At 67.3% G+C, this 14977-nt stretch carries 13 protein-coding genes; 9 read left to right on the top strand and 4 right to left on the bottom strand.

The genetic code is table 11. The features are described from left to right. Positions 1 to 2: 2 nt before the first annotated feature. From BM172_RS10290 to BM172_RS10300, 3 genes are all read right to left on the bottom strand, one after another. On the bottom strand, positions 3 to 899 hold the full coding sequence (locus tag BM172_RS10290; protein ID WP_026635453.1) for a class I SAM-dependent methyltransferase: 897 nt from the start codon (positions 897 to 899) through the stop codon (positions 3 to 5). 122 nt (positions 900 to 1021) lie between these two features. Next, entirely contained in the window at positions 1022 to 1684 is a 663-nt protein-coding gene (locus tag BM172_RS10295; protein ID WP_026635454.1) for an NYN domain-containing protein, read from the bottom strand. A gap of 96 nt (positions 1685 to 1780) precedes the next feature. Continuing rightward, entirely contained in the window at positions 1781 to 2695 is a 915-nt protein-coding gene (locus tag BM172_RS10300; RefSeq protein ID WP_026635455.1) for a LysR substrate-binding domain-containing protein, read from the bottom strand. 107 nt (positions 2696 to 2802) lie between these two features. On the opposite strand from BM172_RS10300, the gene BM172_RS10305 reads away from it, so the two are divergent. Then, a complete protein-coding gene (locus tag BM172_RS10305) occupies positions 2803 to 3003 on the top strand; it encodes a hypothetical protein (RefSeq protein WP_026635456.1) in 201 nt (66 codons plus the stop codon). Between the two features lie 98 nt (positions 3004 to 3101). Continuing rightward, on the top strand, positions 3102 to 4046 hold the full coding sequence (locus tag BM172_RS10310; RefSeq protein WP_026635457.1) for an aldo/keto reductase: 945 nt from the start codon (positions 3102 to 3104) through the stop codon (positions 4044 to 4046). Positions 4047 to 4110: 64 nt separating this feature from the next. Here BM172_RS10310 and BM172_RS10315 read toward each other — a convergent pair whose 3' ends face one another. Beyond that, entirely contained in the window at positions 4111 to 4896 is a 786-nt protein-coding gene (locus BM172_RS10315) for a TatD family hydrolase (protein ID WP_026635458.1), read from the bottom strand. A gap of 346 nt (positions 4897 to 5242) precedes the next feature. On the opposite strand from BM172_RS10315, the gene BM172_RS10320 reads away from it, so the two are divergent. From BM172_RS10320 to gspG, 7 genes are all read left to right on the top strand, one after another. Continuing rightward, positions 5243 to 6877 (top strand): S8 family serine peptidase, encoded by a 1635-nt coding sequence (locus BM172_RS10320; protein ID WP_035323402.1) that lies wholly within the window; start codon positions 5243 to 5245, stop codon positions 6875 to 6877. Between the two features lie 330 nt (positions 6878 to 7207). Next, positions 7208 to 7669 carry a post-PEP-CTERM-1 domain-containing protein gene (locus tag BM172_RS10325; protein WP_143096498.1) on the top strand — a complete coding sequence of 154 codons (462 nt, stop codon included), beginning with the start codon at positions 7208 to 7210 and terminating at the stop codon, positions 7667 to 7669. Further along, positions 7666 to 9639 (top strand): PPC domain-containing protein, encoded by a 1974-nt coding sequence (locus BM172_RS10330; RefSeq protein WP_143096499.1) that lies wholly within the window; start codon positions 7666 to 7668, stop codon positions 9637 to 9639. Before BM172_RS10325 ends, BM172_RS10330 begins: the two co-directional genes overlap by 4 nt. Positions 9640 to 9725: 86 nt before the next feature. After that, positions 9726 to 11090, top strand: coding sequence for a YadA-like family protein (locus tag BM172_RS10335; RefSeq protein WP_026635460.1), 1365 nt, complete (start codon positions 9726 to 9728; stop codon positions 11088 to 11090). A gap of 267 nt (positions 11091 to 11357) precedes the next feature. Further along, entirely contained in the window at positions 11358 to 13088 is a 1731-nt protein-coding gene (gspE, locus tag BM172_RS10340) for a type II secretion system ATPase GspE (RefSeq protein WP_026635461.1), read from the top strand. A 168-nt stretch (positions 13089 to 13256) separates the two neighbouring features. Next, positions 13257 to 14474, top strand: a complete 1218-nt coding sequence (gene gspF / locus BM172_RS10345; protein WP_026635462.1) for a type II secretion system inner membrane protein GspF — start codon at positions 13257 to 13259, stop codon at positions 14472 to 14474. Between the two features lie 80 nt (positions 14475 to 14554). After that, positions 14555 to 14953: a type II secretion system major pseudopilin GspG gene (gene gspG / locus BM172_RS10350; protein ID WP_026635463.1), complete on the top strand. Its 399-nt coding sequence runs from the start codon at positions 14555 to 14557 to the stop codon at positions 14951 to 14953. The last annotated feature ends 24 nt before the right edge of the window (positions 14954 to 14977 follow it).

Here is a 14977-nt window from a genome sequence, read left to right on the forward strand (position 1 = left end):
GCTCAATGCGCGGCGGTCTGCGCCGGGGCGTCCGGTTTGACGAAGCGCAGCGTCATGCGGTCGGACTCGCCGATCGCCAGGTACCTGGCCTTGTCCTGTTCGCCGAGCGTGAGCGTCGGCGGCAGCGTCCACACGCCCTTGGGATAGTCCTTGGTGTCCTTCGGGTTGGCGTTGACCTCGCTCTGCGCTTCGAGCCTGAAGCCGGCGTCGGTGGCCAGCTTGATCACGAAAGCGGTGGGCAGGTAACCGCTTTCCTTGATGTCTTCCAGCTTGGCGCCATCGGCGGCCCGATGATCGACCACGCCGAGCACGCCGCCGGGGCGCAGCGCCGTATAGAAGGCCTTGAACATGGCCGGGGCGCTGTTGTCCTCCACCCAGTTATGCACGTTGCGGAAGGTCAGCACCATGTCTGTCTGGCCGGCCGGGCCGAACGACGGCGCCTTGGGGTCGTACTCGACGATCTGCGCCTTGCCGTAGTGCTCCGGGTCGGCCGCAAACTTCGCGCGCAGGCCGCCGTCGCCGGCTTCGTTGCCGGATTTCTTCACCGCGGCGGTGTAGCTGCCGTTGTCCTTCAGCAGCGGTGCGAGGATCTCGGTGTACCAGCCGCCGCCGGGGGTGATCTCGATCACCTTCAGGTCCGGGCGGACGCCGAAGAACTGCAGCGTGCCCTTGGGATGGCGGTAGATATCGCGTGCCCGGTTCTTCTCCGAGCGCCAGCTGCCGGCCAGCACGTTGTCCAGCTGGGATGCGGTGAAGTCGTTGGCGCTGGTGGGCGGCACCAGGCCGCCGGCCGGCTGGTCCTGCTGCGCGTCCAGGGCGGCGGCGGGCATGGAATTGCCGGTGCAGGCCGCGAGCAGGGCGACGGCGAGCACGGGAGCGAAATGGCGGATCGTCGGCATGGGGGCGTTTCCGTATGGTGCCTGTTGGAGGCTAGCACGCGTTTTCGTGCCGGCCATGTATACGTTTGGTCGATGGACAGTGAGTGCGATGTGTAGCTAGGCGGGTTTCAAAAGCGGCCGATTCAGAACGGCCGCGGGCATACCGACTGCAGCCCGTCGATGTGCTCGTGCAGGTCCGGCGCGATGCCCTGCCACATCGGGTCGAGGATGAAGTCGATGCCCTCGTAGCGCGCCAGCTTGGCGGCCGGGATGAAGTCGGCGTCGCCCGCGACCAGCACGATCTGGTCCACCAGCTTCTTGTAGGTGAGTGCGGCGATGTCGATGCCGATCTTCATGTCGACCTGGGTCTGGCGCATATCCGGCTCGAAATGCTCGTCGCCCAGCTCGTCCCAGTGCAGGGCGCCGTCGCGCAGCTGCTGGTAGGCCTGGTGCTTGAGCTTCCACTCGCCGCGCTCGGCCAGCCGGCCCAGGCGCAGCGCCATCTTGCGCTGGCGGCGCAACTGGTCGTGCAGGTCGCGGCGGAACGCGGCCGCGCCGGTGCGCGAGAAGTCGTAGCTGTCGCCGCTGATCGGGCGCACGAAGCTCTTTTCCAGCGGCGGGCAGTCGTAGAAGAAGATGCGGTACAGCGCCTCGCGCGGACGGTCCAGCGCCTTGAGGTGCTCCAGCGCCATGCCGAACACGGTCTTGGCCACGGTGCGTGCGTCATTGGCGTCGCGCTCGCCCCACACTTTGCGGTAGCGCGCAAGAAAGAACGCGCCGTCGACGAGGATGGCGGTGCTGGGCATGGGAAATCCTTGAATCCGGGGGTGCGGGGACGCTCAAAAAAAACGCCGGCCCCTAGCGGCCGGCGCGTGCATTCTAAGGCAAGCTGCGGCGCGGCTTCATCCGGCGACGGCGCGCCGGCCGGCGGCGTCGGCCAGGCCGCGCGCATAAGCCTCGGCTTCGCAGCGGATCCAGTCGCGGAAGATGCGCAGGCCCTCGTGCTCCAGCGAGCGCGGCGGATAGACCAGGTAATACGCCTCGGTGATCGGCATGTAGCGCTCGCCCAGCACGTGCAGCAGGCCGGCTTCGACCAGCGGCCGCGCGGTGACCATGCGGCCCAGCGCCACGCCCATGCCTTCCAGCGCGCCGCGCTGCAAGGCGTCGGTGGTGTCGAACTGCGCCACGTAGCGGCGCGGCGGCGTGCCGCCGAACTGTTCGAACCAGTCGCGCCAGCGATTGCCCGGATCGCCCAGCAGGGGCCAGGCGCCAAGGTCGTCCGGATCGGTGCCGCGCATGCGTTCCAGCAGGGCAGTGGAAGCGACCGGCGCGATCCATTCGCCGAACAGATGCTCGCTCTCGACGCCGTCCCATACGCCGCGGCCGTAGCGCACCGCGGCGTCGACCGCATCGCGCTCGAAATCCACCAGCAGCGCGCTCGATTGCAGGTTGAGCTCCAGCTCCGGGTGCGCCGCCACCAGCCGCGCCAGGCGCGGCACCAGCCAGCTGCTCATCACGCCGGGGCTGGCGCTGAGCGTGAGCGCTTCCTCGCGGCGGCAGCGATACGTGGTCATCGCCCGGTCGAGGCCTTCGAAGTGATGCCCCACCGCTTCCAGCAGGCGGCGGCCTTCGGCGGTCAGTTGCACGCCGCGCGGGCCGCGATCGAACAGGCGCCGCTCCAGGCGCTGTTCCAGCTGGCGGATCTGGTGGCTGAGCGCGCTGACGGTGAGGTTGGCCTGCTCCGCGGCACGCGACAGATTGCCCAGCCGCGCGGCGCTGACGAACTGCTGCAGAAGGTCGAGCGAGATTCGAGGCATCTTGAATATCCCTCAAGGCTGGCTTGCGAATATATCGCTTTGTCGGGCCATGGCGGCTGTCTATCTTGAGCGGGCCGCTAGATGGCGGCGCACCCGGGAGGCCTCTCATGCGCTCGATCTGGACCGACCTGCTGTTCCTGCACGGCCACGTCGCCGACGTGACGCTGGCGCGGCGCCTGGCCGCCGAGCCCGAGCTTGGGAGCAAGCCGGAGCGACGTTCGCTGCACAAGCAGGAAGCGGCGCGCCCGGCGCGTCTGGAAGCCTCGCGGATCCCCCCGTGCGGCGGCGGGGCGTGCAGTCCGACCTGAGGCGTCGACTTGAATTGGCGCGCAGGTAGCGGCACGTTTCCTGGACAAGTCGCCGGCAACGCCGGCGCTTCCCCATCCCAAGCCAAGGAAACGCCGCCATGCAACACCGCCGCCTCGGCCGTTCTGACCTGTCCATCGCCCCGCTGGCCTTCGGCGGCAATGTGTTCGGCTGGAGCGTCGACGAAAAGCGCTCGTTCGAGCTGCTGGACCAGTTCGTCGACGCCGGCTTCAACCTGATCGATACCGCCGACGTGTACTCCGCCTGGGCACCGGGCAACCGCGGCGGCGAGTCGGAAACCATCATCGGCAAGTGGTTGAAACAAAGCGGCAAGCGCGACCGCGTGCTGATCGCCACCAAGGTAGCCAAGTGGGTGGAGCACAAGGGCCTGGCGCCGCTGAACATCCAGCAGGCGGTGGAGGGCTCGCTCAAGCGCCTGCAGACCGATCATATCGACCTGTACCAGGCGCACGAAGACGATGCGAGCGTGCCGCTGCACGAGACCCTCGGCGCATTCGCGCGGCTGATCGAGCAGGGCAAGGTGCGGGTGATCGGCGCGTCCAACTACGGCGCGGACCGTTTCGCCGAGGCGCTGGACGTCTCCGCCCGTCACAACCTGCCCCGCTACGAGAGCCTGCAGCCGGAATACAACCTGATGGTGCGCGGCGACTACGAGAAGTACCTGGAGCCGCTGGTGACGAAGGAGCAGGTCGGCGTGATCAATTACTACGCGCTGGCCAGCGGCTTCCTGAGCGGCAAGTACCGCAGCGAGACGGACCTGGGCAAGAGCGCGGCGCGCGCGGCGGCGGTGCGGAAGTTCCTCAATCCGCGCGGCATGGGTGTGCTGGCGGCGCTGGACGATGTGGCGAAAACGCACCGCGCCACGCCTTCGCAGGTGGCGCTGGCCTGGCTGATGGCGCGGCCGAGCATCACGGCGCCGATCGCCAGTGCGACGAGTGCGGAGCAGCTCAATGACTTGATCGGCGCGGCGCGGCTGCAGTTGAGCGCGACGGAGATCGCGCAGCTGGATGCGGCGAGCGCATAACCGCGAGATGTCCGGCGTAGGTTGGGGTTCGCCTTCGGCTCACCCCAACCTACGCCAGCATTTTCTACAGGCCGAAGAATTTCTCGGCCGTCGCCGTGCTGTTCGCCGCGGTGACCTCCACCGGCTCCCCACGATCCCGCGCGATCTCATAGCAGATATGCCGCAGGTACATCGGCTCGTTGCGCCGATGGCTGGGCTGCGGCTTGACCGTGCGCGGCAATAGATACGGCGCATCCGTCTCGATCATCAGGCGGTCGGCGGGAATTTCCTTCACCAGCTCGCGCAGATGAGTGCCGCGGCGTTCGTCGCAGATCCAGCCGGTGATGCCGATATGGCAGTCCAGCGCCAGGTAATCGCGCAGCGCCGCACCGGTGTCGGTGAAGCAGTGCACCACCGCCGCCGGTACCCGGTCGCGATAGCGGCGCAGCAAGGCGAGGAAATCCTCATGCGCGTCGCGCTGATGCAGGAACAGCGGCTTGCCAAGGTCGGCGGCGATGCGCAGCTGGCGCTCGAACGCGTCCAGCTGCACCTCGCGCGGCGAGTAGTTGCGGTGATAGTCCAGGCCGGTCTCGCCGACCGCGCGCATTTCCGGCTGGGTGTGCAGCTCACGCAGCAGTGCGTCGGTGGCCTCGTCGTAGTCCACCGCGTGGTGCGGGTGCACGCCCGCGGTGGCGTACAGCTCGCCGGGATGGCGGCGCGCCAGTTCCAGCGCATGGACGCTGGCCTCGCGCGAGGCGCCGGTGACCACCATGCGGGTGACGCCGTGCTCGCGGGCACGCGCCAGCACCTCGTCGAAGTCGTGGCGGAAGGATTCGTGGGTGAGGTTGGCGCCGATGTCGAGCAGGTGCATGGATCCGGAAGCGTCGCAAAAGAACGCATTGTCCCTGAGGGCCGCGATCGGGGCAAAAGGCGGCGAATCGCACGGCAGGAGTGGCTTCTGACCCCCGAAGGCGGTGCGGACGGATCCCGGAGGGTGCGAAAAATTCCTATGAACTTACGTGCGCCGTCGACATTTCCTTCGGATTTGTCTTGTTAGCGTGAACCCGGGTCCACCAGTTCCGGCGGACCCGCTCATTGATCGGGGGAGGAGTCGGGCCAAGTGGCCCGGCGGACGGGTCGCGCTCTGGGGAGGGCGCGCCGGCCGGCAATCCTGGAGCACCCCCGCTCAATCCATCCAGACCATAGAGGGAGTTCGAATGAATCGTTCGCATGTGAAGCTGCTGGCCGCCTCGCTGATGCTGGCCCTGGGCCTGCCCACCGCCGCCATCGCCGCCGATGACATCGCCGGCAACACCCGCTTCGATCTGAGCTCGGTGCAAGACAACGCTACCTATGACCGCTTCGTCGTCGTCTACCGCGACGGCAGCACCGAGCGCGGCAGCTCCGCCGCCGCGGTGCAGGCGATGTCGGCCGCGGCCGGCAAGGCCAGGCTTACCGACGCCGTGCAGTTCGGCGGCCGCGCCCTGGGCCTCAACTACAAGCGCAAGCTGGCCAGCGGCGGCGACCTGGTCACCACCTCGCGCCGCCTGAACGCGGCCGAGGCCCGCCAGTTCGTGCAGCAGATCGCCGCCGACCCGGCGGTGGAATTCGTGCAGCCGGATTATCTGCGCCAGGCGCTGGACAAGCCGAGCAAGGTGGTACTGCCGCAGGGCGCGGCCACCTTCACCACGCCGAACGACCAGTACTTCGCCGGCTACCAGTGGGATTACCTCGCCGCCGGCGGCGCGGCCTTCGCCGATGCCAGCCTGGGCACCAACGTGGCCAACTGGGGCGGCGCCAACATCAAGCAGGCGTGGACCCTGGCCGACGGCACCGGCGTGGTGATCGCCAGCCTCGACACCGGCGTCACCAACCATCCGGACCTGGACCTGACCCTGGCCAACGCCGGCTACGACTTCACCAGCACCGCGCTGGTCTCCGGTCGCAGCGCCGACGGCCGCGCCGCCGGCGGCTGGGACCTGGGCGACTGGACCACCGGAAGCAAGTACCTCGCCACCAACGGCGGTTGCGTGGATTCCAGCCATCCGGCCGAGGACAGCAGCTGGCACGGCACTCACGTGTTCGGCACCGCCGGCGGCGAGAAGACCAACAACACCACCGGCATGGTCGGTACGGCCTTCGGCGCCAAGGTGTTGCCGGTGCGCGTGCTGGGTCATTGCGGCGGCTACGACAGCGATATCGCCGACGCCATCACCTGGGCCTCGGGCGGCCACGTCAACGGCGTGCCGGACAATGCCAACCCGGCCAAGGTGATCAGCATGAGCCTGGGCGGCAGCGGTACCTGCACCTCCAGCAGCGTGACCGGCCAGGCGATCAGCGGCGCGATCAGCCGCGGCGCCACCGTGGTGGTGGCGGCGGGCAACAGCAACGCCAACGTGTCCGGCTTCTCGCCGGCCAGCTGCCCCGGCGTGGTCGCCGTGGCCGCCACCGGCATCACCAGCCGCCGCGCGTACTACTCCAACTACGGCAAGGGCATCACCCTGGCCGCGCCGGGCGGCGGCGTCTACGCCAACGACGGTTCCAGCGGCTCGCAGGCGACCACGGGCTTCATCTGGTCGACCATCGACTCCGGCACCACCACGCCGTCCGGTTCCACCTATGGCGGCATGGCCGGCACTTCGCAGGCCACCCCGCACGTGGCCGGCGCAGTGGCGCTGATGCAGAGCTATCGCCTTGCGCTGGGCAAGTCGCTGCTGAGCTCGACGCAGATCACCTCGCTGCTGAAGTCCTCGGCGAGCGCGCCGCACGTCGCGGCCAGCGGCAGCAAGCCGATCGGCGCGGGCATCCTCAATGCCTACGCGGCGGTGCAGGCGGCGGGGGCGCAGCCTTGAGCTGAGCTCGCGGCATCAGCTTGCACCACGAAGGCCGGCGCGGGATGCGCCGGCCTTTTTTTTGCCTGTCGTTTTTTTTCGACGGAGTGGGTGCCGTTTGTCGCCAACGGGTTTCGTATGCGGTGAATGCTTAGGGAGTCGTCCGAATGTCGGCGACTTGTGAAGGCGATGACCGGCGGCCGATGCCAACATGACTCACGCCATGCTCGTTCCGACCGAGCGCAAAACCTCCCGCGGCAACCAGCATCGGCCAACCATTTCATCTTCATGCCGATGGCTCCGCCATCGGCGGGGAGGTGTGCGCATTCGGCGCGGGCCATCGGCGAATCCATGGCCAGGGCGCTGCACCGAGAGGAGTACGCGACATTGAAAAACAGGAACTGCATCCAGGCGCTGGGCCTGCTGCTGACGGCCATGCTCGCCACGGCCAGCATGGCAGGCGATGGCCCGTCGTTGGCGGCATCGACAGTGGCGGCGCAGGGCCACCAGCTCGTCTTTCGCGATCCGCTCACCGGCGAGGTCCGCGAACCCACCGCGGCGGAGCAGGCGAAATTATCGAGCATGATCGAGCAACAACGCGCAATCCGTCCCCGCTCAGCCGCTACCGGCGCGCAGGACGATGCGAGCTTCCGCTGGCGCACCGTGCGCCTGGAGGACGGCACCGAAGCCCACCTGGCGCCCACGCCGGAGCAATTTCACAGCTCGCTGGTGGTCGAACGCGGTGCCGACGGCAAGTTCCACGAACGGCATGCAAGCCCGGTGGTGCCGGTTGCGCAGGAGCCCGTGCCGTGAGCCGTCAAAAGCCATGGTGCGCAATGTTGGTGGCCGGGATGGCATGCGCGAGCGCCGCGGTGGCCGCCGATTTCCGCTTGAACAATCTCGACGCGGGCACTGGCAAAGGGCTGGACGATCCGACGCCGGCCGAGCCCGTTGGCGGCAATCCGGGGCGTACCCGCGGCGAGCAGGCGCACATCGCTTTCGAATTTGCCGCTTCGCTGTGGGGCGCTGTGCTCAGGAGTCGGGTGCCAATTACCATCGATGCGACCTTCAAGAGGCTGGCGTGCGACGTCAACACAGCCGCATTGGGGTCTGCCGGAGCTATCAGTTCGGTGTATTTCAATCCTGGACAGCAGCCGCCCGATGCTCAACCTAATACCCTGTATCACATTGCACTTGCCAGCGCGCTCAGAGGCTCGGACATAAACTTTGCCCAGTCCGAAATAAAAGCGGAATTTAACTCCGATATCGGTACGCCCGGTTGCCTTGAGGGGGATCAGTGGTATTTCGGCTTGGATGGCAAGGCGGCTGGGAAGCGCAACTTTCTTCACACCTTGTTGCACGAGTTCGCGCATGGCCTCGGCTTCACGACGTTCACCAATCGGACCACGGGTCGATTACCTGTCGCCAACGACGGAACGGTGCTCGGCGACATCTATGCCGGCAATGTCTTCGACCACGCCCAGGGCAAGTGGTGGTACGAGATGACCAATGCCCAGCGCCTGAGCGCCATGACGAGCGAAGGCAATCTCGTTTTCGCCGGCTCGCATGTCAGCGCAGACGCGTCGCGCGCGCTGAATGCCTACAAGTCGTTATATGTGACGGCTCCCGCCTCACTGGCCGGCGAGTATGGGTACTACTGGGTAAATAATACCGCCGATATCAGCGGTGCCGTGATACGCGCCGCGACAGGCGCCAATGCGGAAGCCTGCACCGAGCTGGACAATGCGGCCGCAGTGGCTGGCCATATCGTCATGATTGACTTCGGCGCCAACTGTTCCATTGACACCAAGCTGCGCTTTGCGCTGGCGGCGCGCGCAACTGGCGTGATCATTGTCGATGATCGCGTCGCTTCGGAAGTCCCGCTAACCGTCACGGGCGGCTTGCCGGTCGTTGCGGTATCGAAGGCTGACGGCGACTGGTTCAAGGCGAATATCGAAGGCTTGCGCATCGAAATCCGCCTGGTGCGTTCCGGCACGGACTCCTATGGCAATGTGAAGCTCTTTGCGCCCAGGACCTTTGTGCCAGGCACGTCTTTCGTGCATTTCGATACCAGTCTTTGGCCCACGCCGCTGATGACGCCGTATGACCCGCGCGGCGAGGGACGAGATCACCTCAATCTCGACCTGACGCCATCGCTGTTTCAGGACGAAGGCTGGCGTGTCAATGCCGGCAGCCAGTTGCTGGGGCTATGCGATACCGGCGTGCCGACCTGGGTGCCCGGCGGCGCGATCGTCGGTGCCAACATCGTGGCGACGGCGAAGCTGCTCGCGGGAACGTCAGCCACGGCAGGCGATTACGCGACGGCGCTGCGTGAATACGCGAACAAACTTGCGAAGGATCAATGGCTGACAGCAGCGCAGGCCAGCAGTCTCGATACATGCCTCAGCGATACGGAACTGGCCAAGCAGTACGCAAGCTGGCGCAAGGGCGGCAGCGGCGGTCCCGTGGTGACTGAGCTGGACAGCCGTGAGGTCGCGCCGAAGCAAGCCGGTGCGTTGGGCAGCGAAAGCATCTATCGGATCACGGTGCCGGCCGGCGTCCGCGCGCTGAACATCCGCACCTTCGGCGGCACCGGCGACGTGTCGCTGCTGGTGAAGATGGGCGGCGAGCCGACGACATCGAGCTATCACTACCGTTCGGCGCATCCGTTCAACAGCGAGAGCGTCGTCGTCGCGCGTCCCGCGGCCGGTGCGTATTTCATCAAGGTGGTGGGCGTCAGCGCCTATGCCGGCGTGACCGTACAGGCCACCTATCTTCAATGACAACCATGCCGCTCCGGTCTCGCCAGCCGGACGGCTGGAGTGTAGCCGCGGGATGGCGTGCGCCTCGATAGCAGGAGTTCTATGCGATGAACAAATTCCATGGCGACATCCGGCGCGCATCGCTGCATGGCCTGTGTCTTTCGGCTTTGGCGGCCGGGCTGGCGCTGGGCGGAAGCACCGCCGCCGTGGCGCAGACCGCGCCGACCGGCACCACGACCAGCGGCAATGGCGCGGCGGCTAATGGTGATCGCGCTACGGCTGTGGGCGACAAGGCCCTTGCCGACCAGGCGAACAGCACTGCCACCGGCGCCAACAGTCAGGCGCTGGGGACCGGCGCCAGCGCCTACGGTGTCAACAGCATCGCGGGAGGGGCCGAGAGCGTGGCGGTGGGCTATGCCAGTTACGCCGATGGCGCGAACAGCAGCGCGTTGGGTGCCAATGCCAATGCCTTCGGCATCGGAGCGACAGCACTTGGCAGCGGAGCGAACACCAATGCCGACTATGCGATAGCCGCCGGTTACGCCGCCGCCGCATCCGGCGTGAGCAGTGCGGCCTACGGTGCGAATGCGATCGCCTCCGGCGGTGGCAGCGTGGCCGTGGGCTCGTACGCCAGGGCCGAAGGCTTGTACGCCGCAGCCTATGGTCCCAGCGCGACAGCGAACGGTTCGTACGGCACCGCCTTGGGCGCTTGGGCCAACGCCGGCGGGGAGCAGTCGCTGGCCGTCGGCTATGGAGCCGTGGCTTCCGGCGCGGCGAGCATGGCCTTCGGCGCAAACGCCAATGCCAGCGGTTTCGGCAGCATCGCGCTAGGCGCCGGCGCCCAGGCGACCCGCGACAATGTGGTGTCGGTGGGACGTGCCGGCGCCGAACGGCAGATCACCCACCTGGCGGCGGGCACCGAGGCCACCGATGCGGTCAATCTGGGCCAGGTCCGGAGCGCCATCGGCCTGCTCGACGGTTCGGTGAACAGTGGGATCGGTGACCTCAATAACCGTATCGCCGAACTGGATCGGCGCCTGGCCAGCGGTGCGCCAGCCGCTGACAGTAGCCAGGTGCAGGAAGCGCTCACCACCGCCAAGAATTATGCCGACGCCGGCGATAGGCAAACGCTGACCCAGTCCAAGGCCTATACCGACCAGAAACTCAGCGGCCTCGCCAGCCGCGGTGATCTCGATGCGTTGCGGCAGCGCGTCAACGACCAGTTCAATACCCTCGATACGCGCATCAACCGGGTTGGTGCGATCGGCATCGCCATGTCGCTGATGGCATCCAGCACGCACGGTTTCGACGGCGACAGCCTGGGCGTCGCCGTGGGCGGCTATCGCAGCCAGGCGGCGCTGTCGGTCGGTTTCTCGCGGCAACTTACCTCGCGGGCGCGGCTGACCTTCGGCACGGCGATCGCCGGCGGCGGCGAAACCGCCGGAGGCGTCGGCCTGGGCGTGGGTCTGTGAAGCTTGGGGAGGGGTAAGGCATGGTCCGGTAGGAGTTCCATGCCTGTGGCAGGGGCGAAGGGTGCGGGTGCTCCGACCCTTCGCCCCGGTGCCCGCTGGCCCAATAAGACAGAGATTTTTGCCTTTTTCTTACGACATCTCAGTGCCGCAGGCGCATGCTCGCCACTGCCACGAAGGTTGTGTTAACAATGGCGCTTCACTCGCCCGACAGGGGCGATGCATGGAGCATCGCGGGCGCGACCTGGACTTGAAGATGTGGGGTGTGCGATGTCGGCAGTGGCTAAGCCGGCGCCCGGCGAAGGAGCCGCAGAGAGCAACCGCGAAGCCGCGGTATGCGACCTGCTGGTCGCACGGGGGCGGCTGAAGGACAGCGATCTGGCGCGGGCGCGGCGGCTGCACGAGGAGTCGCCCGAGGGCACCCTGACGGCGCTGATGGCCCGGCTGGGCCTGGTGTCCGAGCGCGACCTGGCCGAGGCCTGGTCCGAACTGCTGGCCACGCCGCTGCTGGCCGCGCGCGAGGCGCCCGAGCTGCCGCCGGCGGAACTGGAGCTGTCCGCGCGCTTCCTCAAGCTGCACCATGTGGTGCCGGTGCGCGACGGCGACGACGGCCTGGCCCTGCTGGTATCCGATCCGGCCGATACCTATCCGCTGCAGGCGGTGGAACTGGCCGCCGGCCGGCCGGTGACGCTGCGCATCGGCCTGCGCTCGGAAATCGACGACCTGATCGAGCGCTACTACGGCTCCGGCCGCTCCGCCATGGGCACCATCGTGGAGAACCTCGACGGCGGCGCCGCGGTGGAGGACGACGTCGAGCATCTGCGCGACCTCGCTTCCGAAGCTCCGGTCATCCGCCTGGTCAACCTGATCCTGCAGCGCGCGGTGGAACAGCGCGCCTCCGACGTGCACATCGAGCCGTTCGAGAACCGCCTGAAGGTGCGCTACCGCATCGACGGCGTGCTGCACGAAGTGGAAGCGCCGCCATCGAGCTCCACCGCCGCGGTGATCTCGCGCGTCAAGATCATGGCCAAGCTCAACATCGCCGAGCGCCGCCTGCCGCAGGACGGCCGCATCCAGCTGCGCGTGCAGGGCAAGGAGCTGGACCTGCGCGTATCCACCGTGCCGACCAGCTTCGGCGAGTCGGTGGTGATGCGTATCCTCGACCGCGAATCGGTGGTGTTCGACTTCTCCACCCTGGGCTTCACCTCGTCGTTCCAGCAGCGCTTCGTCGATGTGCTGGAGCGCCCGCACGGCATCCTGCTGGTCACCGGCCCCACCGGCTCGGGCAAGACCACCACGCTGTACACCGCGCTGTCCAAGATCAACACGCCGGACGTCAAGATCATCACCGTCGAGGATCCGGTCGAATACCAGATCGAAGGCATCAACCAGATCCAGGTGAAGCCGCAGATCGGACTGGACTTCTCCGGCGCCCTGCGCTCGATCGTGCGCCAGGATCCGGACGTGATCATGATCGGCGAAATGCGCGACCTGGAAACCTGCCGCATCGCGATCCAGTCCGCGCTCACCGGCCACCTGGTGCTGTCCACCCTGCATACCAACAGCGCAGCCGGCGGCATCACGCGCCTGCTCGACATGGGCGTGGAGGATTACCTGCTCGGCTCCACCGTCAACGGCATCCTGGCCCAGCGCCTGGTGCGCCGGCTGGATCCGGAAACCGCGACTCCCTACGAGGCGATGCCCGAGGTGATCGAGCAGTTCGAGCTGCACAAGTACACCGACGAGCGCCCGATCCGCCTGTGGAAGCCCGGTAGCAGCACGGCCAATCCCACCGGCTATCGCGGCCGCCGCGCCATCATGGAATTCCTGGTGATGACCGATCCGCTGCGCCGCCTGGTTATGCAGCGCGCCGATGCCGGCGTGATCGAACGCCAGGCGCGCGCCGAGGGCATGCGCACCATGTACGAGGACGGCATCGCCAAGGCCGTGGCCGGCATCACCACCATCGAGGAGGTGCTGCGTGTCACGCAGGAGGGCTGAGGGCTGGGAATGGGGAATAGGGAATAGGGAATCGGCGCAAGGTCCGACGTTGCCGTTATTCCATGCGCTCTATAAAAGATCTGCTGCCCAAGCTTCTGAGGCTTGCGCTGCGCTGTCCCCTATTCCCTATTCCCTATTCCCCATTCCCCGCGCGAGCGGCAGCCGCGCATGAGCCAGTTCCATTACCGCGCCGTCAGCGACGGTGGCGACATCGTGCAGGGCGAGATGGAAGCGGCCAGCGTCGAGGAGGTCATCGCGCGGCTGCAGGACCAGGGCCATACGCCGCTGGAAGCGCGCCCCGCCAACGAGGCCGGCAGCGCCGGCGGCCTCGGCGGACTGTTCAAGCGCGGGCCGTTCACCGGCGACCAGCTGGCCCAGTTCACCCATCAGCTGGCGACCCTGCTCGGCGCCGGCCAGCCGCTGGACCGCGCGCTCGGCATCCTGATGGACCTGCCCGAGGGCGAGCGCGCCAAGAAACTGATCGAGCGGGTGCGCGACCGCGTGCGCGGGGGCACCACGCTGTCGCAGGCTTTCGACGAAGAGCACGGGGTGTTTCCCAAGCTTTACATCAGCCTGGTGCGCGCGGGCGAGGCCGGCGGTTCGCTGGAAGACACCCTGCGCCGCCTGGCCGATTACCTCGAACGCAGCCAGCAGTTGCGCGGCAGCATCGTCAACGCGCTCATTTACCCGGCCTTCCTGATGGTCGGCGTGCTCGGCTCGCTGGTGCTGTTGCTGGCCTATGTGGTGCCGCAGTTCGTGCCGATCTTCGAGGACATGCAGGTGCCGATCCCGCTGATCACCCAGGCGGTGCTGGCGCTGGGCAACCTCATCCAGTCGTGGTGGTGGCTGCTGATGCTGGTGATCGGCGGCGGCATCTTCGTGTGGCGCGCGCGCCTGCGCGATCCGGTCTACCGCCTGGCCTGGCACGGCCGGCTGCTGCAGAAGCGGCTGGTCGGCCCGCTGCTGCTGAAGGTCGAGACCGCGCGCATCGCGCGCACCCTGGGCACCCTGGTCAAGAACGGCGTGCCGCTGCTGTCGGCGCTGACCATCGCCCGCCAGGTCACCTCCAACCGGGCCCTGGACGAGGCGCTGGCCCAGGCCGCGGAACAAGTGAAGGGCGGCGCGGGTCTCAGCCTGGCGCTGGCCCAGTCGCAGCGCTTCCCGCGGCTGGCCCTGCAGATGGTGCAGGTGGGCGAGGAGGCCGGCCAGCTCGACACGATGCTGCTGAAGGTGGCCGACACCTTCGAACTGGAGAGCAAGCGCGCCATCGACCGCCTGCTCGCCGCGCTGGTGCCGGCGCTGACCATCGTGATGACCATCATGGTGGCCATCATCATGGCGGCGATCCTGCTGCCGCTGCTCAGTCTGACCAGCAATATTCAGTGACATAGAACGGAGAAAACCTGATGGCTCATTTGATGAAGCGGGCCCCGCGCGGGCAGCGCGGAACCCTGTCCCTGCACGGCATGCGCGCCCGTGGCTTCACCCTGCTGGAAATGCTCGCCGTGATCGTGCTGATCGGCATCATCGGCGCGGTGGTGGTGACCCAGGTCGGCAAGAACGTGGACAAGGGCAAGTACGGCGCCGGCAAGGCCCAGCTCACTACGCTCAGCCAGAAGATCGAGAACTACGCGCTGGACAACGGCTCGCCGCCGCAGCAGCTGCAGGACCTGATCGCCAAGCCCGCCAATGCGCGCAATTGGCAGGGCCCATATGCGAAGGAATCGGAGCTCAAGGATCCGTGGGGCCATGCCTTCGGCTACAAGTACCCCGGCGAGCACGGCAGCTTCGACCTGGTCTTCTACGGCCAGGACGGCCAGCCCGGCGGCGACGGCTACAACGCCGACGCGGGCAACTGGCAGTAAGCGATGCGCGCGGGATGGGCGAGC

The sequence above is a fragment of the Dyella marensis genome (assembly GCF_900112865.1).
Lineage (GTDB): Bacteria > Pseudomonadota > Gammaproteobacteria > Xanthomonadales > Rhodanobacteraceae > Dyella_D > Dyella_D marensis_A.

Excerpts from the sequence above, each read along its gene's own strand:
- BM172_RS10290 (WP_026635453.1), bottom strand. The coding sequence starts at position 899 with ATGCCGACGATCCGCCATTTCGCTCCCGTGCTCGCCGTCGCCCTGCTC.
- BM172_RS10295 (WP_026635454.1), bottom strand. The coding sequence starts at position 1,684 with ATGCCCAGCACCGCCATCCTCGTCGACGGCGCGTTCTTTCTTGCGCGC.
- BM172_RS10300 (WP_026635455.1), bottom strand. The coding sequence starts at position 2,695 with ATGCCTCGAATCTCGCTCGACCTTCTGCAGCAGTTCGTCAGCGCCGCG.
- BM172_RS10305 (WP_026635456.1), top strand. The coding sequence starts at position 2,803 with ATGCGCTCGATCTGGACCGACCTGCTGTTCCTGCACGGCCACGTCGCC.
- BM172_RS10310 (WP_026635457.1), top strand. The coding sequence starts at position 3,102 with ATGCAACACCGCCGCCTCGGCCGTTCTGACCTGTCCATCGCCCCGCTG.
- BM172_RS10315 (WP_026635458.1), bottom strand. The coding sequence starts at position 4,896 with ATGCACCTGCTCGACATCGGCGCCAACCTCACCCACGAATCCTTCCGC.
- BM172_RS10320 (WP_035323402.1), top strand. The coding sequence starts at position 5,243 with ATGAATCGTTCGCATGTGAAGCTGCTGGCCGCCTCGCTGATGCTGGCC.
- BM172_RS10325 (WP_143096498.1), top strand. The coding sequence starts at position 7,208 with ATGGCCAGGGCGCTGCACCGAGAGGAGTACGCGACATTGAAAAACAGG.
- BM172_RS10335 (WP_026635460.1), top strand. The coding sequence starts at position 9,726 with ATGAACAAATTCCATGGCGACATCCGGCGCGCATCGCTGCATGGCCTG.
- gspE (WP_026635461.1), top strand. The coding sequence starts at position 11,358 with ATGTCGGCAGTGGCTAAGCCGGCGCCCGGCGAAGGAGCCGCAGAGAGC.
- gspF (WP_026635462.1), top strand. The coding sequence starts at position 13,257 with ATGAGCCAGTTCCATTACCGCGCCGTCAGCGACGGTGGCGACATCGTG.
- gspG (WP_026635463.1), top strand. The coding sequence starts at position 14,555 with ATGCGCGCCCGTGGCTTCACCCTGCTGGAAATGCTCGCCGTGATCGTG.